Here is a 22661-nt window from a genome sequence, read left to right on the forward strand (position 1 = left end):
CTCCCCCCCCCCCCCTTGCCCCCGCCCCGCCCCCCCCCCCCCCCCCCCCCCCCCCCCCCCCCCCCCCCCCCCCCCCCCCCCCCCCCCCCCCCCCCCCCCCCCCCCCCCCCCCCCCACTACCGGGCGGCCAAAAGCGCACCCCTCCCCTACCCTGCCCTTGGCTGCGCCAAAGGGAGGGAGCTACAGCTGCTGCGACTTTTTGACGCACTGCGACAACCGGTCACATCCGTTCTTAACCAATACAGGACCAGAATCGCCCCAATTAAAGAGTTGCGGAGAAGCGGCCGTGGAAGCGCTGCTGTTGTCCCGGATCCAGTTTGGATTCGTGGTGAGTTTTCATGTGTTGTTCCCGGCCTTCACCATCGGTACGGCCAGCTGGTTGGCCTTCGTTGAATGGCGTTGGCTGCGCACCCGCAACCCGGTCTGGCGCGAGCTGTTTTTCTTCTGGCAGAAGATCTTCGCCGTGTCCTTCGGCATGGGCGTGGTCAGCGGCATCGTCATGGCCTTCCAGTTCGGTACCAACTGGCCGCGGCTGAGCGAAGTGGCTGGCACCGTGATCGGGCCGCTGCTGACTTACGAGGTGTTGACCGCGTTCTTCCTCGAGGCCAGTTTCCTCGGCGTGATGTTGTTCGGTTGGGAGAAGATGTCGCCGCGCCTGCACTTCTTCTCCACCTGCATGGTGGCGTTGGGCACGCTGTTCTCCACGTTCTGGATCCTGTCTTCCAACAGCTGGCTGCATACACCGGCCGGCTACGCGCTGGTTGATGGCATCGTGCACCCGCAGGACTGGTGGCAGATTGTTTTCAATCCGTCATTCCCGTATCGCCTGGCGCATATGGCGTTGGGTTCGTTCATCACCACGTGTTTTGTCATCGGTGGTGTCGGTGCCTGGTATCTGCGCCGTGGCGTGCATGTGGAAGCCGGCCGCAAGATGCTGGTGGCAGCCGTCGCATTCGCTGCGTTGACGGTGCCGGTGCAGATCTTCGTTGGTGACATGCATGGCTTGAACACGCTGCAGCACCAGCCGATGAAGATCGCGGCGATGGAAGCACACTGGCATGAAAGCAAGCCTGGCGAAGGCGTGCCGCTGGTGGTGTTCGCGGTGCCGAATGAAAAGGAGGAGCGCAACGATTACGAGATCGCCATTCCCAAGCTCGGCAGCGTGATCCTGACCCACAGCACGGACGGTACGTTCGCGCCGCTGACCTCGGTGCCGGCCAGTGAGCGGCCGCCGGTAGTGCCGGTGTTCTTTGCATTCCGCATCATGGTCGGGATCGGCACGTTGATGCTGGTGCTGGCGTGGATCTCGGCGTTCCAGCTATGGCGTGGGCGTCTGCTGGAATCGAAGTGGCTGCTACGCGGCTGGAACTGGATGTTGCCCAGCGGCTTCATCGCGCTGGTGTCGGGTTGGTTCGTCACCGAGATGGGCCGGCAACCCTGGGTGGTTTACGGGTTGCTGCGTACTGCCGATGCGGTCGGTACGCAGAGTGTGTGGATGACGGTGTTGTCGCTGACTGTCTACGTGATCGGCTATCTGTTCGTGTTCGGTTGGGGCATCTGGTACCTGATCAAGATCATGCGCAGTGGCCCGGCGCCACACGAGCAGCCACCGCGCGACGACGGCATGCATACCCCGGCGCGGCCGCTGTCCGGCGTCAATGAACCGCTGGAGGAGCGCTGACATGGAGATGACAACCTGGCTGCCGGTGGCATGGTTCGCGGTGATCGGCTTCGGCGTGCTGATGTACGTGGTGTTGGATGGCTTCGTGCTCGGCATCGGCATCCTCGCACCGTTTGCCGAGGACGAGCAGCAGCTCGACGTGATGATGAATACCGCTGCGCCGATCTGGGATGGCAATGAGACCTGGCTGGTGCTCGGCGGTGCCGGTCTGATGACGGCGTTCCCGCAGGTGTATGCGGTGCTGCTGTCGGGCCTGTATCTGCCGGTGTTGTTGCTGGTGATGGGCCTGGTGTTCCGCGGCGTGGCCTTCGAGTTCCGCTTCAAGGCGCATCGTTCGCGCGCGCTGTGGAGCGTGTCGTTCGCGCTGGGCTCACTGCTGGCTTCGTTCGCGCAGGGCGTGATCCTTGGCGCGCTGGTGCAGGGCCTGCCGATGCAGGACGGGCAATACAGCGGCGGTGCCTTCGGCTGGTTCAGTCCGTTCTCGATGCTGACCGGTGTTGCGGTGGTTACTGGCTATGCGCTGCTCGGCAGCACCTGGTTGATCCTCAAGACCGAGGGCCGCGAGCAGGCCTTGGCACGCTCGCTGACGCGGCCGCTGATGGTGGCGGTGATCGTGTTCATGGGCCTGGTCAGCACCTGGCTGCCGTTCCTGCAGTCGCGGGTGATGGAACGCTGGTTCAGCGACGGCAACTTCTGGTGGCTGTCGCCGGTACCGCTGTTGACCCTGGCGGTGGCGGTGGCGCTGTGGCGCAGCGCCATGCATCCGCGCCGCGACCTGCCGCCGTTCCTGCTGACCCTGGCGCTGTTCGTGCTTGGCTTCGTCGGCCTGGTGCTGGGCATGTGGCCCTATCTGCTGCCGCCGCACCTGACCCTGTGGCAGGCTGCCGCACCGGCGTCTTCGCTGGGCTTCAGCATGGTCGGGCTGGTGCTGCTGCTGCCGGTGATCCTCGGCTATACGGTGTGGTCGTACCGGGTGTTCCGCGGCAAGGTGACGGCTGAGACCGGTTATCACTGAACCGTAGCGACATGGCCCGGCTTGCCAGCCGGGCCGCTCGGGGCCAAGCTGGCCGCCCGTTGTGGCCGCCGCCGTGATGGGCAGTCCATCGAACGAGGTCATCGTAGTCGCATGTCGGTTGTTTCCGAGCAGTTGCCAAGCCCTTCCCGTCATCCATTGGCCAATGGTGAGCTGCACCGCTTGCTGGCGGTGGGCAAGGATCGTTCGGTCGATCTGCAGACCTTCTTCGCGCACGTGCGCGGCGTGGCCGCACTGCTGCCGCCAGCCGAGCACGCAATCAACCTCTGCGATGACCGCTATCGCTTCCTGGTGGCGTTCTGTGCGGTGGCCTTGCGTGGGCAGGTGAACCTGCTGCCTTCTTCGCGTGCGCATGCGGTGGTGGCCGATGTGCAACAGCGCTATGCGCAGACCTACTGCATCAGCGATGACGCGTTTGAGCAGTTGCCAGCGGACAGCTTCGTGTTGCCGGCGGAACTGCCGCAGCTGGGCGGCGATCTGCCGCAGCTGGCCAGCGATCAACTGGTGGCGATCGGCTTCACCTCCGGCAGCACTGGTACGCCCAGCGCCAACAGCAAGACCTGGGGTTCGTTCCTGGCCAGCACCGCGCAGAACCTGCAAGCGCTGCAAAGCCTGTGGGGTGATGCGCAGCCGGCGCTGGTGGCGACGGTGCCGTCGCAGCATATGTACGGCATGGAGATGGCGGTGCTGCTGCCCTTGCTGGCGCCGGCAACCTTGCAGGCCGGGCGCCCGTTCTTTCCGCAGGACGTGGTGCTGGCACTGCAGCAGGTGCAGGCGCCGCGCGTGCTGATCACCACGCCGGTGCACCTCAAGGCGCTGGTGGAATCCGGTGTGGAGTTGCCGCCGCTGGCCGGTATCGTCACCGCCACCGCGCCGCTGTCGCAGGAACTTGCGGCGGCTGCCGAGCAGGCATTCACCACCGAGGTGCGGGAGATGTTCGGTTCCACCGAGACCTGCATCTTCGCGCGCCGCCGCACCGCCCGCGAGTCGGCCTGGAGCCTGTTGCCGGGCGTGCGCCTGGAGCCGCAGCCCGATGGCACGCGGGTGCATGCGGCGCATCTGTGCGCGCCGGTAAGCCTGGCCGATCTGGTCGAACTGCTGCCAGGTGATCGCTTCGTGCTGCGTGGCCGCCGCGCCGACCTGCTGGAAATCGCCGGCAAACGCGCCTCGCTGGGTGATCTCACGCGCAAGCTGCAGGCCGTGCCCGGCGTGGTCGATGCGGTGGTGGTGCAGTTGGCGCCCGAACCCGGTCATGCGGTTGGCCGCATCGCTGCGCTGGTGGTGGCGCCAGAGCGTGAAGAGGCCGATATCCTGCGCGAACTGCGTGAGTTCATGGATCCGGTGTTCCTGCCACGGCCGCTGCGCAAGGTGGCGGTGTTGCCGCGCAACGATACCGGCAAGCTGCCGCGTGACGCAGTGCTGGCATTGCTGGGGCACTAAGCCGCAGCGGTTTGGCCGACGTGTTGCCGACGTGGCCGCAGATCAGGCGTCGTGGACGCCGTCGATCTCGACCCGCAGGTCGCGCCGGCATACCGCAGCATGCAGCACGATGTAAGGCACCTGTGGCGGCAGATGTGCGGCCAGCGCGGCGCGCACCTCGGCAATTTCAGCCGCATCGCGCACATAGACCTTGAGCCGACTGCCGTCGCCGAACTGGGCTGGCAAACCCGGCCGATGCGTACGTGCAGCGCCGATCAAGGCTTCGAAATTGGCGAAGGTTTCCTGCAACTGGCGCTGGGTGCTGTCGCCGTGCAGGGTGGCGTGGCCGACCACGCTGGCGGTGCCTGACAGCAGCAGCGGCAGGCGGCTGCCGTTGGCGGCCAGCATGGCGCGGGCGAAACTCGGCGATTGCCGGCCGTACTGGCGTGGATAGCGGTAGGCGCTGACCTGGCGCGGGTTTTCCAGCGGGGTGCCGGCTTCACGCGCGGCCAGCCAATACACCTGCAGCACGCGCACGCCGTCGACGCGACCGATGGCGGTGGCAGCGGGCAGGGTGCTGGTGTCGATGGCACCGATGCCACGGGCACGGCCCACGCAGAATTCGCGGTAGCGCTCGCTGTCGTCCTCGCCGTCGGTGATCGCGTCCAGGTAGTTCCAGATCCGCAGCAGGTGCGGATAGGCATGCGCCGGCAGGGCTTCGAGCATGCGCGCATAGGCGTGCTCGGAGGCGCCGATGATGCCGCCGTGCTGGTGCTCATCCACTTGCAGTGCACCGAACATCAATGCACCGTCGCTGGCCCAGGCCACGCCATTGGCGTCGCGGCCGCTGCTGACCGGCTTGTCGCTGCGCCACACTTCCAGCTGGGGCTGGCCATCCGGCTGCAGGCCAACCTGCAGATAGCGCGGGTCAGCGCTGGCTGCGGCGCCGTCGCCGGCCTGGAAGCCGAAGATGGCCAGCACCTGCGGATCGGCCAACAAGGTGTTCAGCTGCGAAGGATCGGCATAGTCGATCTGCAGCGCGGCAGCTGCCGTCGGGGACGTCCGGGCATTCATCTCAGGCCCCCGTGACATTGACAGTCAGGCAGGCGGAGCAGGGTTGGCGGCGGCGGGAGTGGAGCAGGAACGTCATTGCACGGCGTATCGGGCATCGCAGAGACAGCAATGATACCCCGCGTGCTGTACCTGTCATGCTTGCGCAACAGTCGGCGATGCCGGATCGTTGCGGGTCTGATTGGCAGTAGGTGTGGAAATGTCGCAACAAAATGATGCCGAGCGCGAGCTGGCCGGGCTGCTGGTCGAGAGCCTGAACCTGGAAGACGTGGACCCGGCCCAGATCGACCCGGAAGCAGCGTTGTTCAATGATGGCCTGGGCCTGGATTCGATCGATGCGCTGGAGCTGGCCCTGGCCATCAGCAAGCGCTACGGCTTCCAGCTGCGCTCGGACAACGAGGACAACCGCCGCATTTTCGGTTCCCTGCGTGCCCTGTCGGCACATATCCAAGCCAACAAGACGGTCTGAACGGCGTGACTGCTGCCAGCCCTGAACCCGGCCACGGGCCGGTGGCGCTGGCGCTGCGGGTAATCCTGCTGCTGGCCTACCCGGTGCTGTCGCACGTGGCCAGCCTGCGCAATGAAGGCATGTGGGCCGCCGCCGCGCTGGCGGGGCTGGTCCTGCTGTGCCTGCTGGAACCGCTCGCGCGGCGCCAGCCGTGGGCGTTCGGCGTGCTGGCAGTGAGCTGTGCGCTGCTGTGGTGGCTGGGTGGATCGAGCTGGGCCTGGATGCTGCTGCTGGCACCGCCGGTGGTATTCCCGCTGCTGGTGGCCTGGGGTTTTGCCCGTTCGCTGCTGCCGGGGCAGGTTCCGCTGATCACCCGCATCGTGCAGGCGCTGTATGCGCGGGCCGCGATGCCGCTGACGGCGCAGCTCGAACGCTATACGCGGCGGCTCAGTGCTGCCTGGGCCGTGGTGCTGGTGCTGCTGGCGCTGATCAACCTCGGCCTGGCGATGAGCGCGGTGCCTGACGGCCTGCTGGCGGCGTTCGGCATCCAGCCGTGGTGGCCGGTGACCCATGAACAATGGTCGTGGTGCGCGAACATCGCCGATTGGGGGCTGATCGGCGGCTTCTTCGCGCTGGAGTACGCGGTGCGCTCGCAGTTGTTCCCGCAGCGCCCTTACCGCAACGCCTGGGATTTCATGCGCCAGATGGGCCAGCTCGGCCCGGCGTTCTGGCGCGACCTGCTGCGCTGAAGCACGGGGCTGCCGGTATCCTGTCTGCACAAATCGCCGCCAGCGCAGCCATGTACTTCAGCATTCCTTCCGATCACCCCTGCCTGCCCGGCCATTTCCCGGGCCGGCCGCTGGTGCCCGGGGTGGTGGTGCTGGAACAGGTGCTGCAGGCGGTGGCGGCCGAGTGCGGACATGCGCTCGGCGCGCTGCGCCTGCCGCAGGTGAAGTTCATGGCACCGTTGCTGCCGGATGAGCAGGCGCGGATAGAACTGGAAGGACAGGCACCGCGCTGGAAGTTCCGCGTGCTGCGCGCTGACCAGCTGCTGGTGCGTGGCGAGCTGGTGCTGGCCGAAGCTGACGCGCGGGCATGAACGCGCCCGACTGGAAGCATCGACCTGAAGGTGGCGGACGCTTCGCGGTCCGCCTGATCGGCGGCATTGCCCGCCATGGCGGACGCGGCATCGCCCGCGCCTGCCTGTATCCGATCACCTGCTATTTCTACTGCGTGCGTGGTGCGGAGCGGCGTGCCTCCGCCGATTACCTGCAGCGTCTGCTTGGTCGCCCGGCGCGTGCGCTGGAAGTGGCACGGCATATCCACACCTTCGCCGCCACCATCCTGGATCGGGTGTTTCTGCTGGCCGGCCGCACCGCTCTGTTCGATATCCGCAGCAGCGGCACCGAGCCGCTGCTGCAGTTGCTGGACCAGGGCCGCGGGGTGCTGGTGTTCGGCTCCCATCTGGGCAGTTTCGACGCCCTGCGGGTGCTGGCCAGGATGCGCCCGGACCTGAAACTACGGGTGCTGATGGACCGTGCGCACAACGCCGCCATCACCGAGCTGCTGGCCGAGCTCGACCCCAAGCTGGCCGACTGCATCATCGATGCCGCGCAGGATGGCACGGCGATCGTGCTGGCCATCCAGCAGGCATTGGCGGAAGGCGCGATGGTGGCCTTGCTGGTGGATAGGGCACGCCCGGACGAGCCCGCCATCGCGGCACCGCTGCTGGGCAGCGCGGCGGCCTTCCCGACCGCACCCTGGTTGATCGCCAATGCACTGAAGGCGCCGGTGGTGCTGGCATTTGGCCTGTACCGTGGCGGCAACCGCTACGACCTGCGCTTCGAGTCGTTTGCCGAGGCGGTGGACATTCCCCGGCGCGGCCGCGCCGAGTTGTTGTCCGCGCTTATCCACCGTTACGCCGGCAGGTTGGAGCATCACCTGCGCGACGCCCCTTACAACTGGTTCAATTTCTATGATTTCTGGCATTCCCAAGACCCTGCGCCCGCTGCTGTGCCTGCTGACGAGCCTGCTGCTCAGTAGCCCGGCGCTGGCCAATGGCGTCGATGCGGCGTGGATACTGCGGCAACTGGCGCAGCCGGCGCCCAGCCAGACCAGCTTCCTCGAACTGCGTGGCTCGGCGCTGCTGAAGGAGCCGCTGCGGGTCGAAGGCCAGTACCGTCGCCCGGATGTCGGCACGCTGGTTCGCGAGGTGCGCGCGCCGTATGCCGAAACCACCACGATTGCCAATGGCCAGGTCAGCATTGCCCGCGCCGGCAAGCCACCACGCGTGTTCGCGCTGCAGCGTGTTCCTGAGCTGGCCGATCTGCAGGCCAGCTTCGGTGCGATGTTGTCCGGTGACCTTGCCGCCCTGGAGCGCAGCTACCGGCTGCAGGCCTCGGGCAGCGCGCAGCACTGGCAGCTGCAGCTGACGCCCAAGGCAGAGGCATTGGCGCGCCGTGTGCGCGCCGTGACCCTGCATGGCCAGAACGCGGAACTGCGCTGCATCGAAACCCAGCCGGCAAAGGGCGATGTGCAGCGCACCCTGCTCGGCACTGCCGCCACCGCAGCGGCTGCAGTACGTGATGCCGCCGCATTGAACGGCCTGTGCAATGCGGGCCGAACCCGTTGAAGCTCTCGTCCACGCATCGCATAGGTCTGGCCATAGTCTGGTTGCTGCTGCTCGGCGTGCTTGGCATGTGGATCAGCAGCCGCATCCAGGTCAGCGGCGACCTGCGCAAGTTCATGCCTGATGCACGTACGCCCGCACAGAAACTCTTGCTGGATGAACTCGGCGAAGGCCCCGGTGCACGCTTGTTGCTGGTCGCGCTATCCGGCGCCGCACCAGAGCAGCTGGCGCAGCAGTCGCGCGCGCTGCGTGAAGCGCTGGCCGCCGATGCACAGTTCGAGTTGCTCGCCAATGGCGAGCAGGCTGGGCTGGAAGCATTTCCCGAACGTCTGCTGCCCTACCGTTACCTGATTGATGCACTGCCGGCAGGTGCGTTCTCCAGCGCCACGCTCAGCGAGGAGCTGCAGGCGCGCCTGCAGGACCTGGGTTCGCCGGCAGGCGGTTTGATCGAGCCCTTGCTGCCCTCCGACCCCACCTTGCAGGTGCTGCGCGTGGCCGAAGCCCTGCAGCCTGCCAATGCACCGCAGCGTATCGACGAGGTCTGGTTCGACCGCACCGGCAAGCAGGCATTGTTGCTGGTGCAGACCCATGCCGCCGGCTTTGATCCCGGCGCCCAGCAGCTGGCGGTGGACACGATCAACCACCAGTTCACCCGCATCGCCGCAGGCAGCGGCAGCCGCATCGAGTTGAGCGGGCCGGGGGCGTTCTCGGTGAAGATCGGTAACCGCACCGCCAGCGAAGCCAGCATGATCGGCACGCTGGATACCATCGGCATGATCCTGCTGCTGTGGTTCGCCTACCGCAGCTGGAAGATGCCGATCCTCGGCTTCCTGCCGCTGGCCAGCGCCGGGCTCGCCGGCCTGTGTGCGGTGGCGCTGGGTTTCGATGGCGTGCATGGCATCACCATCGCCTTCGGTTTCACCCTGATTGGTGTCGTGCAGGATTACCCCATCCACTTCTTCAGCCACCAGCGGCCGGGCCGCTCGGCCTGGGACAACGTGCGCGCGCTGTGGCCGACCTTGGGTACCGGCGTGATCGCCACCTGCATCGCCTACCTGACCTTCCTGTTCTCCGGCGTGGATGGCCTGAAGCAGCTGTCGGTGTTCACCATCACCGCGCTGGCGACGGCGGCATTGGCCACGCGCTATCTGCTGCCGGCATTGATCGATCCGGCAACGCACGATTTTGCCGACTCCGCGCGGCTGGCGCGGCTGTGGAAACACACCCAGCGGCTGCCACGACCACGCTGGTCATTGGCCGCGCTTGCCGCGGTTGCGGTGGCGGTCATGCTGCTGGCACCGGGCGCGTTCTGGCAGAACGATCTTGGCCGCCTGACCCCGGTCGACCCGCAGGATCTGATCCGCGACGCACAACTGCGCAGCGAACTGGGCGCGCCCGACGTGCGCTATCTGATCACAGTGCGTGGCAAGGATGCGCAGGCCGCGCTGGCTGCCAGCGAACGACTGCGGCCCGCCCTGGATGCGCTGGTCGCCAATGGCGAACTGGAACGCTATGACATGGCCGCGCGCTATCTGCCCAGCGCCGCCACCCAGCGCCAGCGCCAGCAGCAGCTGCCGGACGAAGCCACGCTGCGGGCAGCGCTGGCCTCCGCCGTTGCAGGCACGCCCTTCGTCGAGGATGCGTTCGAGCCCTTCGTCAAGGACGTGATGCAGGCGCGTAGTGCACCGGCGCTGCAGGCAGCGGATCTGCAGGGCACGCCGCTGGCGACGGCAGTCGGTGGCTTGCTGGTGCAGGGCCAGGATCACGCCATCGCGCTGGTCTCGCTCAGTGGTTTGAATGACGTGGCAGCGGTGGCCAGTACCGCCCGCGTGCATGGCGCCGAGTTGCTGGACATGAAGCAGGCCTCCGAATCGCTGGTGGCCGACTACCGCAGCCGCGTGCTGATGGCGCTGGCGGTCGCGGTGCTGTTGCTGGCGCTGACCGTGGGCCTGGCATTGCGTTCACCCCGGCGTGTGCTGCGGGTGCTGCTGCCGATGGTCCTGACCACCTTGCTGGTGCTGGCGGTGCTGCGTGGCCTGGGTGTGGAGTTGAACCTGTTCCATCTGATCGGCCTGATCCTCGCTGCCGGGCTTGGCCTGGATTACGGTCTGTTCTTCGAGCATGCCGGCGACAGTCATGCCGACCAGCTGCGCACCCTGCATGGCCTGCTGGTATGCAGCGTGATGACGCTGTTGGTATTCAGCTTGCTTGGGCTGTCCTCGATACCGGTGCTGCGTGCGATCGGCAGCACGGTGGCGCTGGGTGTGGTCTGCAATTTCATCCTGGCGTTGTTGATCTCGCGCCATCCAAGCCAGGAGCTCGGCCATGCTGGGGCGTGAGGACATCCTCGAACTCGTTCCGCATCAGGGCCGCATGTGCCTGTGGGATGAAGTGGTGGACTGGTCGGCGCAGGACATCACATTGCGCGCCTTCAATCACCGCGATCTCCTGCATCCCCTGCGCTGTGACAAGCAGCTGCGCGCGATCCATCTATGCGAATACGGCGCACAGGCGATGGCCGTGCATGGCGGCCTGCGCGGGCGCGAGCGCGGCGGCGCGGTAGTGCCGGGTGTGCTGGTGGCGCTGCGCGATGTGCAGTTGCATGTGGCGCGTTTTGACGACCTGCCTGATGCACTGGAGGCCACGGCACAGGTATTGGCCGAAGGCGAGGGCAGCCAGCAGTACAGCTTCCGCATCCACCATCGCGAGCAGCTGCTGGCCGAAGGCCGCGCCGCGGTGATGCTGCAGTTGCCGTGAACAATCAATGAGACACAGCGGAGCAAACCCATCATGAGCAAGCAACGACGTGCGCTGGTAACCGGCGGCAGTGGTGACCTGGGCGGCGCGATCTGCCGCAGGCTGGCCGCCGATGGCGCGCATGTGATCGTGCATGCCAATGCCAACCTGGCGCGTGCCGACGCGGTGGTCGCGCAGATCATTGCTGACGGCGGCAGCGCGCAGGCGGTGGCCTTCGATGTTGCCGACGGCGATGCGGTGAATGCTGCACTGGAAGCATTGCTGGCCGACGCTCCGATCCAGATCGTGGTCAACAATGCCGGCATCCACGATGACGCGCCGATGGCCGGCATGGATGCACAGCGTTGGCAGCGGGTGATCGACGTCAGCCTCAACGGTTTCTTCAACGTGACCCAGCCGCTGCTGCTGCCAATGGCGCGTACCCGCTGGGGCCGCATCGTCAGCGTATCGTCGGTGGCGGCAGTGCTGGGCAATCGTGGCCAGACCAATTACGCCGCAGCCAAGGCCGGCCTGCATGGCGCCAGCAAATCCTTGGCACGGGAAATGGCCAGCCGGGGCGTCAGCGTCAACGTGGTCGCACCGGGGGTGATCGAGGGGCAGATGGCGGCCGATGCGTTTCCGGCGGAGCTGATCAAGCAGACCGTACCCGCCGCCCGCGCCGGCAAACCGGAAGAAGTGGCGGCCTTGGTGGCCTTCCTGTGCAGCGATATGGCCGGCTATATCAACGGCCAGGTGATCGGCATCAACGGCGGCATGGGCTGAGCTGTCTCAGCCTGCGGCGTCGGTGCGGTCGATGATCGGCGGATTGTTGCGGATGCTGCGGTAGACGCGCCAGATATGGCCATGGCGCAGGGCCAGCAACACGATGTGGCTGGTGATGTTGTACAGGTCCTGCAGCGGCTTGAAATGGCTGGGCCGGAACGGCTCATCGCTGTCGGCGCAGCGGTAGCGCGATTCGATCGGCACCGACACGCAACGCGTGCCCAGTTGCCGCGCCGCCGAGATCACCACCTGCGCCTCGAACACGAAGCCCTCGGCGGAGATCTCGCGCAGGGCGATCACTTCGGCCGGGTAGAAGCGCTGGCCGCTCTGGCTGTCGGCCACCTGGTAATGCGTGCCCCAGGCGATGCCCCAGTCGCCGAACTCGTTGGCCAGGCGCCGGTACAGCGGTTGCGATGCGCGTTTGCGCAGGCGTGCGCCGATGATGATGCTGCCGGGGTGGCGGTTGGCGCTGGCCAGCAGGCGCGGCAGGTCGGCGGCGAGATGCTGGCCGTCGCCATCCAGGGTCAGTACGCCCAGCAGACCGCGGCGGTTGGCTTCGGCAAAGCCGCTGCGCAGCGCCTGGCCCTTGCCCATGCGCTGCGGGTGGCGCAGCACGGTGACGGGGAGATCGGCGATGCAGTCGGTGGTGCGGTCGCTGGAACCGTCGTCGACCACGATCACATGCGGGAAGTACTGCAACGCGCCCTCGACCACCTGGCGGATGCGCAGTTCCTCGTTCAGCGCCGGAATGACCACGGCGACGTTGTCGGCACAGAGCGGGCGCTGGTCATTCATGGAGGATGTCGATCTCCAGCCACTGATCAGTGCCTGAGCGCATCCATACTTTTTCCAGATCCATTGCCAAAGCTTCCAGCAGCGGCAGTGCGGTGTGCATCGCGTTGTCAGCGTACAGCTGCAGCAACGGGCCTTGCTGCGTGTGCTGCGCTGGCGACGGCGGCGGCTGGTCGTGCAGCTTGAGCTGCAGGCCGGGCAAGCCGGCACAGGCCGTGCGCGACAGCACGAAGGCTGCCCCCAGCAGGCCGGTGCTTGGCGACACTTCGGCGGCCGGGCCACTGGCGTTGCCGTCATAGGCAACCAGCAGCACCGCCTCTTCCCCGGCATGCAGCTGCACCATCGCTTCCAGCAGACCCTGCGCGAAGCTGTGGTGGCCGGCGCTGATGGCGGTGGCGGCGAAGTGTGCACCTGCGCCGATGGTCCAGTAGCCGGCGGCGGCGTTGTGCACCGAGTTGTGGAACTTGGTCGGCGAGATGGCGCAGGGGTCATCGGCCAATGTGGCGCACATGTAGTCGGTGATGGTCAGCTCGCCATGGGTGGAGGTGAACACCGCAGGCAAGGTCGCCGGCGCGCGGTCGGCCGCTTCACAGGCTGCCAGCGCGGCTTCAAGCGCCACGGCCACCGTGCCCGGCGCGCGGCGGCGCTCATTGGCCGCCAGCAATTGCGGCGAGGGACGGGCTGCTGGATCCAGTGGACGTTCACCCTTGCGCATCCAGACGCAGGCGCTGTCCCAGTCGGGTAGTCCTGCGCCCCAGAAACCGATGCCTTCCAGTGTTGCTTCCAGCATCGTGCTCATCCTGCCTTGCCGAAGACCAGCGAGCAGTTGTTGCCGCCGAAGCCAAAGGAATTGTTCATTGCATAGCTGATATCGGCCTGCGCGTTCTCGAAGCGGATCTGTGGACCGCAGGCCGGGTCGGGGATCTCGCTGTTCAAGGTGCCCGGCAGCAGGCCGTCCTCCAGTGCCAGCAATGCGAATACCGATTCAACGATGCCGGCTGCGCCCAGGGTGTGGCCGGTCCAGCCCTTGGTCGAGCTGGCATGCAGGCTGGGCGGGAACAAGGCGGCGACTGCTGCGGCCTCGATGCTGTCGTTGGCCGGGGTGGAGGTGCCGTGCAGGTTGAGATAGCCCACGTCGCCGGCGTCGATGCCGGCGCGCTGCAGCGCGGCCTGCATGGCCAGGCGCGCACCCAGACCTTCGGGGTGCGGCGCGGACATATGGTGGGCATCGCTGGATTCGCCGTAGCCGCGCAGCTGCAAGCCCGTGGCCGGGCCCGCAGCGGCACGTTCCAGTACCGCGTAGCCGCCAGCTTCGCCCAGCGACAGGCCGATGCGGCGTGCGTCAAATGGCTGACAGGGTGTCGGTGAGACCAGCTGCAGCGAGTTGAAGCCGTACAGCACGCTGCCGCACAAGGTATCCACGCCACCGACCAGGGCGGCATCGGCCAGGCCGGCGTTGATCAGGCGGGCGGCCTGGGCGAAGACCTTGGCGCTGGACGAGCAGGCGGTGGCAACGGTGACGCAGGGGCCGCTCAAGCCGGTGGCCACCTGTACGAAGTCGCCCAGCGAATGCGGGGTATGAATGCGTGGGCGCAGCATGTCCGGCGGAAAATGCAGATTGCCATCGGCATCGGCTTCAAGCCGGGCATAGGCTTCTTCGGTGGCGCCGATGCTGGAGGTGGAGGTGCCCATCACCACCGCCACCCGCGATGCGCCGTGGCGTTCGCGCACCTGCTGCAGCGCGTCCAGGATCTCGTCCTGCTGCAGCGCGAGCCAGGCCAACTGGTTGTTGCGGCAGGCGAACCCGGCAAGCGCCGCTGGCAGGGTCAGCTGCTCCAGGCCGTCTACCCGGCCAATCCAGCACGGCAGGGGCTGGTCGCCGAAATCGTTCTGCCGCAAACCGCTGTGGCACCCGGCCAGGCCTCGCCGTTGCGCGTCCAGACCCGCACCCAAGGCCGTGGTGGCGGTGTGCGCAAGTATGTTCAGCGGCGCCAGGCGCGGCGGTGATGCAGGCGTCACGTTATCTTCCAGGGCTTCGACGGGGCGCGAGTATATCGGCAGCTGGCTGTCTGGCGTTTCGACACGCGATGGCTGGACGGCCGGGGCAACGGAATCTTGATGTAGATGAATGTACAAAAGCGCGGTCGGTCCACGTACTTGTTGGTCCGCCGCCTTTCAACAGCGCCAGATTTCCGACACAATCTCTGACTCCCTATGCAGGGCAAAGCCCGCTGGCATGCAAGCTTACGTCTATAAAAGCCAACGCAAGCAGGACACCTACGTGTACCTGGCCAAGCGTGATGATTTCGAAGTGATCCCAGCGGTGCTGGGCAACACCTTGGCGCCTTACACCTTCGTGCTGGAGGTGGCGCTGACCCCCGAACGTCGCCTGGCCCAGGCCGATGTCGCGCTGGTGCGTGCAAACCTGGCCGAGCGCGGTTTCCACCTGCAGGCACCGCCGTTGCCGTTGGCACCGGTGAAGATCGCCCGCATCGACGGTCGCGATGACTGAAGCATTACGTAGCCGCGTTGTCGCTGCCGCGCTGGGCCTAGGGCTGTTGCTGACCCTGGCCACGGCGTTCGGCGGCGTGGCTGCGGCTGTGTGCGGCGTGCTGGCCCAACCGGCCTTCGCGCTGGCAGTGTCGTGGTGGCGACGCACCCGCAGCGTGACCCCGTCGCTGGCGCTGTTCAAACGTGAACTGCCTGGACTGCTGGGCTTGTGGGCCGGCGGTGCGGCGATCGTCGCGGTACTGGTGTCCTGGCCGCTGGCGGCGCTGCATGACAGCGGCAGCCTGGCGGCGGTATTGGCGCTGAGCATCGCGGTCAGCGTGGCACTGTTGGCGCTGTGGCGCACCTGGCCGCTATGGCAGGCGATGGAGCGCGAGGACAGCTCGCTGCGCAGCCAATGGCAGGCCTTGAGCGGCCGCAGCCTGGATTCATGGCATGGCCTGGGCGCGGCAGCCGTGGTGCTGCTGCTGTGCGCGGCGATTGTCGCCGCGGCCTCGCCGGGGCTGGTCAGCGATGGCCTGCGTTGGCCGCTGGCCATTGCCAGCGCGATCGCCGCGCCGTTGCTGCATCACCTGCTGCAGGCTATGCGCAGTGCGCCGGCGGCAGGCAGCGGCAAGGCCAGCAGGACGCAACAGCCTGCCTTCGATCCGTTCGCCGAGGCACTGGCGGAACCGGCGCCGCTGGAGCCCATCGCCCAGCACGAACTGGTGCCGCAACTGTATGACGCCGCCCGCGGTGGTCGCATCGATCGTGCCCTGCAGCTGCTGGACGCGGGTGCCGACCCGCATGCAGCGGCGCCAGCTGAATCCCGCGACCAGCGCAGTCTGGCGGTGCTGGCAGCGGTGCTGCCCGATCTGCGCCTGCTGCGTGCGCTGATCAGCCGTGGTGTCGACGTCAACCAGGCCCACAAGGGCATGACGCCCTTGCTGGCGGCCACCCGTGACAGCTGGCACGGTCGCCCGGAAGCGGTGATGACCCTGCTGGCCAATGGCGCCGATCCGCGTACGCCGGATGCCGATGGCAATACGCCGCTGCACCACGCCGCGCGCAGCTCCGACCCAGGCGTTGCAGCGCTGCTGGGTGATGCCGCCGCCGAGATCGACGCACTCAACAACGATGGCCACAGCCCGCTGGCGGTGGCCTGCCAGGCCGGCAACTGGCGGCTGGGCAAGTTCCTGCTGGAGCGTGGTGCCAAGGTTGAACCGACCGATGGCGTGCCGGTGCTGGTGCAGGCCGCGGCCACCGATGACGATGATCCGGCCGGTGTGCAGCTGCTGCTCAAGCACAAGGCACGGCTGGACGCGCGCGACCGCCAGCGTCGCAGCGCCCTGCACGAGGCCGCCCTGGCTGGCCACGTCGATATTGTTGAAACCCTGCTCAATGCCGGCGCCAACGTCGAGCCGCGTGATGCCGCCGGCCGCACGCCATGGCTGGATGCTGCCGCGCAGGGCAATGCCGCGGTGCTGGAGCGCCTGCTGGCGCACAAGCCCGATGTGCATGCCGTCGATGGCGAAGGCAGCAATGCCCTGCTGTTGGCCAGTCGCGCCGAACATGTCTCGGCGGCGCTGATCCGCCGTCTGCTGGACCTGGGCATCGCCGCCGATGTGGTCGGCAGCGATGGCCGTCGTGCCATCGAGCACGCCGCCTCGGCCGGCCGCTGGAGCATTGTGTCCCTGCTCGACCCGAGCTATCCGTTGCCGGCTGCGGTCAGCGATGCGGCAGTGGCCAGTGGCGAGGAAGGCGATGCCGTGCCGGTGCTCAACGACCGCGCGCCGCTGGCCTTGCTGCGCGAGGCACTGGTATTCGGCAATGTCGATGGCATGGCGCCGCTGGCCAAGCTGTGTGCGGCCGACGAGCTCGGCAGCCTGCTGCACGATCCGGAACTGGCCTTGCAGCCGCGCGTGGTGGACTGGCTGCTGGCGCACGGCGCCGCGCCGGAAGTCCTGGATGCCTGCGGTGATACGCCGATGTTTGCACTGTTGTCGCGCGGCGTCGACGCGATCCCGACCCTGCAGGTATTGCTGCAGCACGCTGTATCGCCGGCCGGTCGCGGCGGCCTGACCCGTTTCCTTGCTGCCTGCGCGCAGCACGACCACGGTTCGCGCAGCACCGAACAATTCGCGCTGGAACTGCTGGAACGCGGCGCCGATCCATTTGCTGCTTCGCCGGCCGGTGATCCGGCCTTGTCGCTGGCGGTGCGCCTGGGCTGGTTGAAGCTGCAGCAGCACCTGCTGCTCAATGGCGTCGACCGCGAGGCGCGCGACAGCCACGGCATGACCGCGCTGCATCTGGCCACTGCATTGGCGCGCGAATCCGCGCTCAAGCAACTGGTGCTGCAGGGCGCATCGCCCGACGCGCGTGCCGCCGACGGGCAGACGCCGTTGGGCGTGGCCTTGTCCAGTGGTCGTCGCGATCTGGCGGATCTGCTGGACTGGCGCGGCTGGCAGCTGCCGCTGCGCGCGCTGCGTGACGCCGACGTTGCCTCGGCAGCGATGGCCGGCGATGCCGATGCAGTACGCCGTCTGCTCAATCTTGGTTTTGCCGTCGACGCGGTCGACGCACAGGGCTGCACCGGCCTGCTGCGTGCAGCCGGTGGCGGTCATGCCGCGGTGGTGGACCTGTTGTTGTCACGCAGTGCCGATCCGCAGCATGCGGCGGCCAGCGGCGCCACCCCGTTGTCAGCGGCGGTGAGCATGCGCCAGACCACGATCGTGGCCGCGCTGCTCAATGCCGGCGCCAAACTCGAGCATCGCCTGCCTGGCGGTGTCACCGTGCTGATGCTGGCCGCTGCCCTGGGCTTGCCGGACATCGTCGCCCGCCTGCTCACTGCCGGTGCCGATGTGCATGCCGGCGACGACCAGCAACTGGCACCGCTGCATTGCGCCGCGCTCTACGGTTTCACTTCGCGCGATCGCACCCGCCTGTTGGCCTTGCTGGACACCTTGCTGCTGGCCGGCGCCGAGCCGGACCAGGCATCGGCTGGCACGGTGACGCCGCTGCTGTTGCTGCTCGGTGCGCGCGCTGAACCCGGCACGGCCTGCGACGAAAGCGTGGTGCTGGCAGCGGTGGACCGCCTGCTGGACGAAGATGTTGCGCTGGACGTACGCGACCCGCGTGGCTTCGGCCCGTTGCACCTGGCCGCGCTGCACGGGCTGCCGCAACTGGTGCAGCGCCTGTTGCGTGCCGGTGCCGATCCGGACATGCGCGATGCGATCAACCGCACCCCGCGCGACATCGCCATCATGCGCGGCTTCATCGATGTTGCCGGCGAATTCGAACCAGCGGTACCGGGCGTATCGTCGATGGCCCGCTTCCTGCGCGATCACAACTGATCGCAGCAGCACTCATGACAAGGGCGCCGAATGGCGCCCTTTTTGCATCAGGACCAGCAGGAAGACTTACCTGCCCGCGCCCGGCGGCACCCAGATCGCCACGCCGGCGGCGCGCTTCTGCTGGGTGGGGATGCCGACGCTGAGGCCACCGCCGGTGTGGCGGCCGTAGCTGCCTGCGCCCACCGACATGCCGACCGGCGAGCCACCGGCGCCCACGCCCATCAGGATCACGCCGTTGGCGCCGAGTGCGGCGGCCTCGCGCTTGAGCCGGGCAATGGCGGCATCGGTCTGGCCCTGGGTGCCGAAGCCAACCGCGCTGGAAGATTCCAGCTGGGCAATCTCCACCGAGCCGGCTGGCGGGGTGGAATAGATCTGCACGCTGGCCGGGTCCACCGGTGCGCGGGCCTGGCCCAGCATGACCTTGGAGGTGCTGGCGCAGCCGCCCATGGCCAGGGCAAGGCCAAGCGAAAGTGCGATAGCGAGCGGAAGTTTCATGGTTTCACTCCCCGGTGATCGGTAGTTGCGGATGATCCATGGCGCCGGCTGAATCTGTCGAGAACTTCCGGCCATGGACGGGACCATTTGCTTGGCGCTGGTTCCCGGCTATCTTGCAGGCTGTACCTGGTGGAGGAAAGCACATGGGGCTGATCAGCCTGATTTGGGGAATTGTTGCCCTGTTGTGGATGGTGTTGGCCTTCATTCCACTGCTGGGGTGGGGGAACTGGTTCCTGATTCCGTTTGCCGCCGTGGGCGCGATCATCGCCGCGATCGGTCTGCTGTTCACCCATGTCAGCAAGCGCGGCCGGGCCAAGACCGGCCTGCTGCTCAATGCCATCGTCATTGTGGTCGGGGTGATACGGCTGAGCATCGGCGGCGGCTTCATCTGAGTTCCAGCCGGCTGCGGGGAGGATAGGGGCGGCGGGGTACAGCCGGGGGGCGTAAAATGAGCGGGCTGGCCGGAAGCCTTCCGGCGCCGTAGGCCTGTTGCAGGCGTTTTCCGCTTCCCGATGATCATCCGCCCCCGTCCCACTGGCTGGCAGCTGTTGTACATCCTGCGCGGCTCCATCGTGCCGGCCATCGCCCCCAAGGTGCTGGCAATCGGCGTGCTGGCGGTGCTGGTGGCGGCGTTCAGCCGCAGCTGGCACCCACTGGGTGGCAGCGGTCTGTCGGTGGTGCCGTTCACCCTGCTCGGGTTGGTGCTGTCGATCTTCCTGAGTTTCCGCAACAACGCCTGCCACGACCGCTGGTGGGAAGGCCGCAAATTGTGGGGGCAGTTGGTGATCGAATCGCGCAGCTTCGCCCGTGAGGCCGCTGCGCTGCTGGCCGCCGAACCGCAGCTGCGCGAGCGTGGTACCCGGCTGGTGATTGGTTTTGCGCATGCGCTGGCCGCACGTCTGCGTGGGCGTGACCAGGCCGCTGTCTCCGCGCCGTGGCTGCAGGCCGAGCAGCACGCCGTGCTGGAACGGCAGAACATCGCCGACGGCATCTTGAACCAGCTCGCCAGCGAGCTGGCCGTGCCGCTGCGCGAAGACCGGCTGGATCCCTACCTCTACGCGCAGTTCGAGGCGCGCCTGCACGCCATGGCCAGTGTGCAGGCCGGCTGCGAGCGTATCTCCGGCACGCCGCTGCCGTTCGCCTACACCTTGCTGCTGCACCGCTGTGCGTGGCTGTTCTGCGTGCTGCTGCCGTTTGGTCTGGCCGCTGCGCTCGGTTGGGCCACGCCAGTGGTGTCGATGCTGCTGGCCTATGCCTTCTTCGGCCTGGACCAGCTCGGCGAGGAAATGGAAGACCCATTCGGCACCGAACCCAATGACCTGCCGCTGGACGCCATGGTGCGTACCATCGAAATCGATCTGCTCGACGCGCTGGGCCACCGCCCGCTGCCCGAGCCGCTGCAGCCGCAGGGTTACCGGCTGCAGTAAGCCCCGCTTTCAGTATCAAGGAGTACCGCGATGATCCATCCCCAGTACCGCCCGCGGCGCATGCGCCACGATGAGTTTTCACGCCGCTTGATGCGCGAGAACACGCTGACCAGCAACGACCTGATCTGGCCGGTGTTCGTGCATGAGCTCGACGGCCGCGCCGCGGTGGCATCGATGCCGGGCGTGGACCGCATGTCCATCGACGAACTGCTGCGTGAAGCCGAGCAGGCGCTGGAACTGGGCGTACCGGTGATCGACCTGTTCCCGGTGATCGACCCGTCGCGCAAGTCGCTGGACGCGGCCGAAGCCTGGAACCCGGACGGCCTGGCGCAGCGTGCGGTGCGCGCGCTGAAGCAGCGCTTCCCCGAGCTCGGGGTGATGACCGACGTGGCGCTGGACCCGTACACCACGCACGGCCAGGACGGCATCATCGACGACAGCGGCTACGTGCTCAACGACATCACCGTCGAAGCGCTGGTCAAGCAGTCGTTGTCGCATGCCGAAGCGGGCGTGGACATCATTTCCCCCTCGGACATGATGGACGGCCGCATCGGTGCCATCCGCACCGCGCTGGACGATGCCCGTCATATCAACGCGCGCATCATGGCCTACTCGGCCAAGTACGCCTCGGCCTTCTACGGCCCGTTCCGCGATGCGGTGGGCAGCTCGGCCAGCCTGGGCAAGGCCGACAAGAAGACCTACCAGATGGACCCGGCCAACAGCGACGAGGCCATGCGCGAGATCGCGCTGGACCTGGACGAGGGCGCGGACATGGTGATGGTCAAGCCGGGCATGCCCTACCTGGATATCGTGCGTCGGGTGAAGACCGAGTTCGGCGTGCCAACTTTCGCGTATCACGTCAGTGGCGAGTACGCGATGTTGAAGGCGGCCGCGGCCAATGGCTGGCTGGATGAACGCAAGTGCGTGATGGAGACGATGATCGGCTTCAAGCGCGCGGGCGCTGATGGTGTATTGACCTATTACGCGCCGCAGATCGCGCGCTGGCTGAAGGAGGCTTGAGATGAATGTTCCCGGTCTAGAAGGTTACAACTGGGCGGTATGGCTGATCGGCGTGCTGCTGTTCGCGGTGGCGATCGGCGTGTTCATCGCCGCCATCGTGCGCGCCGGCAAGCGTCCGCCACAGCTGCACTCGGCCGCCGAGCGGCTGCAGCGTGAGGCAGCGCAGGGTGGCGATGTGGACGCCAGGCTGCGCGGGCTGGAGCAGCGCAGGCAGGGTGGGCAGATTGGCGAGGCGGAGTACGAGGCGATGCGTGCTGCGGTGTTGGCTGGGGCTAAAAGCTAGAAGCTTTAGAGCAGAAGCACCCCTCCCTTTCGCGCAGCGGAGGGGAGGGTTGGGGAGGGGTGAGCTTTTGCTCTTGCCTCACCGCCAAAACCTCACCGACAAGAATCATCCCCATCAAGCACCGGCGCCTTCATCCGGTAAAGATCCATGCCGCCGGCTCGCGGTGAGCGCGCCTTGCCGCTGACCAGCAGTTCACCTGGCTTGTTGGCATCAATCGCCGCACCGCGCGTATCGCCATCAGCGCTGTTGAACGACAAGCCCAGTAGCGACGGCTCAGCCCATTGCCCCTGCCGACACTGCGACAGCCACAGCTGCGCACCACCAGCCGCATTCGCGCGGGCAAACACCAGACCACGGCCGCCACCCAGCCAACTCGCATCCAGCTCGTCGGCGGCAGAATTGATGCCGGCCATGGACGCCGGCGCAGCAAAGCCGTCACCGGCAGCAGCTGCACGCCACAGGTCCCAGCCGCCGCCACCGCTGCGATTGCTGGAAAACAGCAGCCGACCGTCGTCGGCCAGCGCAGGAGAGCGTTCATCCTGTCGACCGTTCACCGCCGCCCCCAGGTTCTGCGGCTGGCCCAGGCTGCCATCGGCAGCCACCGCTGCGCGGTATAGATCAAAGCCGCCCTGGCCGCCCTTGCGGTTGGAGGCAAAGTACAACCAGCGGCCATCGGCGCTGAGAAAGGGATCGACCTCATCGGCGGCGCTGTTCAAGGCCAGTGGCTGCGGCTCCATCCAGCGCTTGTCCTGCAGGGTCGCCTGCCACAGGTCCCAGCCACCGGCGCCGCCCTCGCGGTTGCTGGCCCAGATGATGCGCTGCCCGTCCACCGACAGCGTTGCGCGGATTTCATCGGCGCGGGTGGAAACTACCCCCATGCCTTCGATGCCGAACTCGGAAAGCGCCGAGGCAGCGGGGCTAAAGGGTAAACTCAGGGTCAGCGCGAGCAACAAATGACGGGTCCGCATACGGGTCCAGCAAGCAAGGTCGCGTCCAGTCTAGGT

Annotated in this window: 23 protein-coding genes; 17 read left to right on the forward strand and 6 right to left on the reverse strand. The window is 67.1% G+C overall.

Going from position 1 to position 22661, the window contains the following annotated elements; all coding sequences use genetic code 11:
• Nucleotides 1–286: 286 nt before the first annotated feature.
• From ACVOLV_RS15915 to ACVOLV_RS15925, 3 genes are all read left to right on the forward strand, one after another.
• The gene (locus ACVOLV_RS15915) at nt 287–1681 is read left to right on the forward strand and encodes a cytochrome ubiquinol oxidase subunit I (RefSeq protein WP_481555229.1); all 1395 of its coding nucleotides are present in this window, start codon (nt 287–289) and stop codon (nt 1679–1681) included.
• A 1-nt stretch (nt 1682) separates the two neighbouring features.
• Nucleotides 1683–2696, forward strand: coding sequence for a cytochrome d ubiquinol oxidase subunit II (gene cydB / locus ACVOLV_RS15920; RefSeq protein ID WP_303748290.1), 1014 nt, complete (start codon nt 1683–1685; stop codon nt 2694–2696).
• Nucleotides 2697–2807: 111 nt separating this feature from the next.
• Complete coding sequence (locus ACVOLV_RS15925; RefSeq protein ID WP_481555230.1) at nt 2808–4154, forward strand: AMP-binding protein; 1347 nt, start codon at nt 2808–2810, stop codon at nt 4152–4154.
• A gap of 42 nt (nt 4155–4196) precedes the next feature.
• Here ACVOLV_RS15925 and ACVOLV_RS15930 read toward each other — a convergent pair whose 3' ends face one another.
• Nucleotides 4197–5207: a chorismate transformation FkbO/Hyg5 family protein gene (locus ACVOLV_RS15930; RefSeq protein ID WP_481555231.1), complete on the reverse strand. Its 1011-nt coding sequence runs from the start codon at nt 5205–5207 to the stop codon at nt 4197–4199.
• A 196-nt stretch (nt 5208–5403) separates the two neighbouring features.
• On the opposite strand from ACVOLV_RS15930, the gene ACVOLV_RS15935 reads away from it, so the two are divergent.
• The 8 genes from ACVOLV_RS15935 to fabG all read left to right on the forward strand — a co-directional run bounded on the left by ACVOLV_RS15935 (nt 5404) and on the right by fabG (nt 11800).
• On the forward strand, nt 5404–5673 hold the full coding sequence (locus ACVOLV_RS15935; protein WP_303748293.1) for a phosphopantetheine-binding protein: 270 nt from the start codon (nt 5404–5406) through the stop codon (nt 5671–5673).
• 5 nt (nt 5674–5678) lie between these two features.
• Complete coding sequence (locus ACVOLV_RS15940; RefSeq protein ID WP_481555232.1) at nt 5679–6401, forward strand: ketosynthase; 723 nt, start codon at nt 5679–5681, stop codon at nt 6399–6401.
• A gap of 50 nt (nt 6402–6451) precedes the next feature.
• Nucleotides 6452–6751, forward strand: coding sequence for an ApeI family dehydratase (locus ACVOLV_RS15945; protein WP_481555233.1), 300 nt, complete (start codon nt 6452–6454; stop codon nt 6749–6751).
• Nucleotides 6748–7695, forward strand: a complete 948-nt coding sequence (locus tag ACVOLV_RS15950) for an LpxL/LpxP family acyltransferase (protein WP_481555234.1) — start codon at nt 6748–6750, stop codon at nt 7693–7695. Before ACVOLV_RS15945 ends, ACVOLV_RS15950 begins: the two co-directional genes overlap by 4 nt.
• Entirely contained in the window at nt 7628–8284 is a 657-nt protein-coding gene (locus tag ACVOLV_RS15955; RefSeq protein ID WP_481555235.1) for a LolA-related protein, read from the forward strand. Before ACVOLV_RS15950 ends, ACVOLV_RS15955 begins: the two co-directional genes overlap by 68 nt.
• A 65-nt stretch (nt 8285–8349) precedes the next feature.
• Nucleotides 8350–10620: an MMPL family transporter gene (locus tag ACVOLV_RS15960; protein WP_481555250.1), complete on the forward strand. Its 2271-nt coding sequence runs from the start codon at nt 8350–8352 to the stop codon at nt 10618–10620.
• Nucleotides 10607–11038: a hotdog family protein gene (locus tag ACVOLV_RS15965; protein WP_481555236.1), complete on the forward strand. Its 432-nt coding sequence runs from the start codon at nt 10607–10609 to the stop codon at nt 11036–11038. The genes ACVOLV_RS15960 and ACVOLV_RS15965 overlap by 14 nt, the downstream gene beginning before the upstream one ends.
• Before the next feature lie 30 nt (nt 11039–11068).
• Nucleotides 11069–11800 carry a 3-oxoacyl-ACP reductase FabG gene (gene fabG / locus ACVOLV_RS15970; protein ID WP_481555251.1) on the forward strand — a complete coding sequence of 244 codons (732 nt, stop codon included), beginning with the start codon at nt 11069–11071 and terminating at the stop codon, nt 11798–11800.
• Between the two features lie 6 nt (nt 11801–11806).
• Here the strand turns inward: fabG and ACVOLV_RS15975 are convergent, their stop codons facing one another.
• Genes ACVOLV_RS15975 through ACVOLV_RS15985 form a run of 3 tightly spaced genes read right to left on the reverse strand, consistent with a single transcriptional unit; the run spans nt 11807 to nt 14587 of the window.
• Nucleotides 11807–12595 (reverse strand): glycosyltransferase family 2 protein, encoded by a 789-nt coding sequence (locus ACVOLV_RS15975; RefSeq protein ID WP_481555237.1) that lies wholly within the window; start codon nt 12593–12595, stop codon nt 11807–11809.
• Nucleotides 12588–13382, reverse strand: a complete 795-nt coding sequence (locus tag ACVOLV_RS15980) for a beta-ketoacyl synthase chain length factor (protein WP_481555252.1) — start codon at nt 13380–13382, stop codon at nt 12588–12590. The genes ACVOLV_RS15975 and ACVOLV_RS15980 overlap by 8 nt, the downstream gene beginning before the upstream one ends.
• A 5-nt stretch (nt 13383–13387) precedes the next feature.
• A complete protein-coding gene (locus tag ACVOLV_RS15985) occupies nt 13388–14587 on the reverse strand; it encodes a beta-ketoacyl-[acyl-carrier-protein] synthase family protein (RefSeq protein WP_481555253.1) in 1200 nt (399 codons plus the stop codon).
• 241 nt (nt 14588–14828) lie between these two features.
• Between ACVOLV_RS15985 and ACVOLV_RS15990 the strand changes: the two genes are divergently transcribed.
• Nucleotides 14829–15104, forward strand: coding sequence for a YcgL domain-containing protein (locus ACVOLV_RS15990; protein WP_481514940.1), 276 nt, complete (start codon nt 14829–14831; stop codon nt 15102–15104).
• Nucleotides 15097–18432 carry an ankyrin repeat domain-containing protein gene (locus ACVOLV_RS15995; RefSeq protein ID WP_481555238.1) on the forward strand — a complete coding sequence of 1112 codons (3336 nt, stop codon included), beginning with the start codon at nt 15097–15099 and terminating at the stop codon, nt 18430–18432. Before ACVOLV_RS15990 ends, ACVOLV_RS15995 begins: the two co-directional genes overlap by 8 nt.
• 66 nt (nt 18433–18498) lie before the next feature.
• Here ACVOLV_RS15995 and ACVOLV_RS16000 read toward each other — a convergent pair whose 3' ends face one another.
• Complete coding sequence (locus tag ACVOLV_RS16000) at nt 18499–18927, reverse strand: hypothetical protein (RefSeq protein ID WP_481555239.1); 429 nt, start codon at nt 18925–18927, stop codon at nt 18499–18501.
• A gap of 143 nt (nt 18928–19070) precedes the next feature.
• Between ACVOLV_RS16000 and ACVOLV_RS16005 the strand changes: the two genes are divergently transcribed.
• The 4 genes from ACVOLV_RS16005 to ACVOLV_RS16020 all read left to right on the forward strand — a co-directional run bounded on the left by ACVOLV_RS16005 (nt 19071) and on the right by ACVOLV_RS16020 (nt 21657).
• The gene (locus ACVOLV_RS16005) at nt 19071–19319 is read left to right on the forward strand and encodes a hypothetical protein (protein ID WP_481555240.1); all 249 of its coding nucleotides are present in this window, start codon (nt 19071–19073) and stop codon (nt 19317–19319) included.
• A 120-nt stretch (nt 19320–19439) separates the two neighbouring features.
• Nucleotides 19440–20354, forward strand: a complete 915-nt coding sequence (locus tag ACVOLV_RS16010; RefSeq protein WP_481555241.1) for a bestrophin family protein — start codon at nt 19440–19442, stop codon at nt 20352–20354.
• Nucleotides 20355–20384: 30 nt separating this feature from the next.
• On the forward strand, nt 20385–21374 hold the full coding sequence (gene hemB, locus ACVOLV_RS16015) for a porphobilinogen synthase (protein ID WP_481555242.1): 990 nt from the start codon (nt 20385–20387) through the stop codon (nt 21372–21374).
• 1 nt (nt 21375) lies between these two features.
• Nucleotides 21376–21657: an SHOCT domain-containing protein gene (locus ACVOLV_RS16020; RefSeq protein ID WP_481555243.1), complete on the forward strand. Its 282-nt coding sequence runs from the start codon at nt 21376–21378 to the stop codon at nt 21655–21657.
• 92 nt (nt 21658–21749) lie between these two features.
• On the opposite strand, the gene ACVOLV_RS16025 is transcribed toward ACVOLV_RS16020, so the two are convergent.
• Nucleotides 21750–22625: a TolB family protein gene (locus ACVOLV_RS16025; RefSeq protein WP_481555244.1), complete on the reverse strand. Its 876-nt coding sequence runs from the start codon at nt 22623–22625 to the stop codon at nt 21750–21752.
• Between the last annotated feature and the right edge of the window lie 36 nt (nt 22626–22661).

The sequence above is a fragment of the Stenotrophomonas sp. STEN023 genome, assembly GCF_056760135.1.

Bases quoted from the DNA above. Each gene is read 5' to 3' on its own strand.
- cydB (WP_303748290.1), top strand. From the start codon at position 1,683: ATGGAGATGACAACCTGGCTGCCGGTGGCATGGTTCGCGGTGATCGGC.
- ACVOLV_RS15925 (WP_481555230.1), top strand. From the start codon at position 2,808: ATGTCGGTTGTTTCCGAGCAGTTGCCAAGCCCTTCCCGTCATCCATTG.
- ACVOLV_RS15930 (WP_481555231.1), bottom strand. From the start codon at position 5,207: ATGAATGCCCGGACGTCCCCGACGGCAGCTGCCGCGCTGCAGATCGAC.
- ACVOLV_RS15935 (WP_303748293.1), top strand. From the start codon at position 5,404: ATGTCGCAACAAAATGATGCCGAGCGCGAGCTGGCCGGGCTGCTGGTC.
- ACVOLV_RS15945 (WP_481555233.1), top strand. From the start codon at position 6,452: ATGTACTTCAGCATTCCTTCCGATCACCCCTGCCTGCCCGGCCATTTC.
- ACVOLV_RS15950 (WP_481555234.1), top strand. From the start codon at position 6,748: ATGAACGCGCCCGACTGGAAGCATCGACCTGAAGGTGGCGGACGCTTC.
- ACVOLV_RS15955 (WP_481555235.1), top strand. From the start codon at position 7,628: ATGATTTCTGGCATTCCCAAGACCCTGCGCCCGCTGCTGTGCCTGCTG.
- ACVOLV_RS15960 (WP_481555250.1), top strand. From the start codon at position 8,350: ATGTGGATCAGCAGCCGCATCCAGGTCAGCGGCGACCTGCGCAAGTTC.
- ACVOLV_RS15965 (WP_481555236.1), top strand. From the start codon at position 10,607: ATGCTGGGGCGTGAGGACATCCTCGAACTCGTTCCGCATCAGGGCCGC.
- ACVOLV_RS15975 (WP_481555237.1), bottom strand. From the start codon at position 12,595: ATGAATGACCAGCGCCCGCTCTGTGCCGACAACGTCGCCGTGGTCATT.
- ACVOLV_RS15980 (WP_481555252.1), bottom strand. From the start codon at position 13,382: ATGCTGGAAGCAACACTGGAAGGCATCGGTTTCTGGGGCGCAGGACTA.
- ACVOLV_RS15990 (WP_481514940.1), top strand. From the start codon at position 14,829: ATGCAAGCTTACGTCTATAAAAGCCAACGCAAGCAGGACACCTACGTG.
- ACVOLV_RS15995 (WP_481555238.1), top strand. From the start codon at position 15,097: ATGACTGAAGCATTACGTAGCCGCGTTGTCGCTGCCGCGCTGGGCCTA.
- ACVOLV_RS16000 (WP_481555239.1), bottom strand. From the start codon at position 18,927: ATGAAACTTCCGCTCGCTATCGCACTTTCGCTTGGCCTTGCCCTGGCC.
- ACVOLV_RS16005 (WP_481555240.1), top strand. From the start codon at position 19,071: ATGGGGCTGATCAGCCTGATTTGGGGAATTGTTGCCCTGTTGTGGATG.
- ACVOLV_RS16010 (WP_481555241.1), top strand. From the start codon at position 19,440: ATGATCATCCGCCCCCGTCCCACTGGCTGGCAGCTGTTGTACATCCTG.
- hemB (WP_481555242.1), top strand. From the start codon at position 20,385: ATGATCCATCCCCAGTACCGCCCGCGGCGCATGCGCCACGATGAGTTT.
- ACVOLV_RS16020 (WP_481555243.1), top strand. From the start codon at position 21,376: ATGAATGTTCCCGGTCTAGAAGGTTACAACTGGGCGGTATGGCTGATC.
- ACVOLV_RS16025 (WP_481555244.1), bottom strand. From the start codon at position 22,625: ATGCGGACCCGTCATTTGTTGCTCGCGCTGACCCTGAGTTTACCCTTT.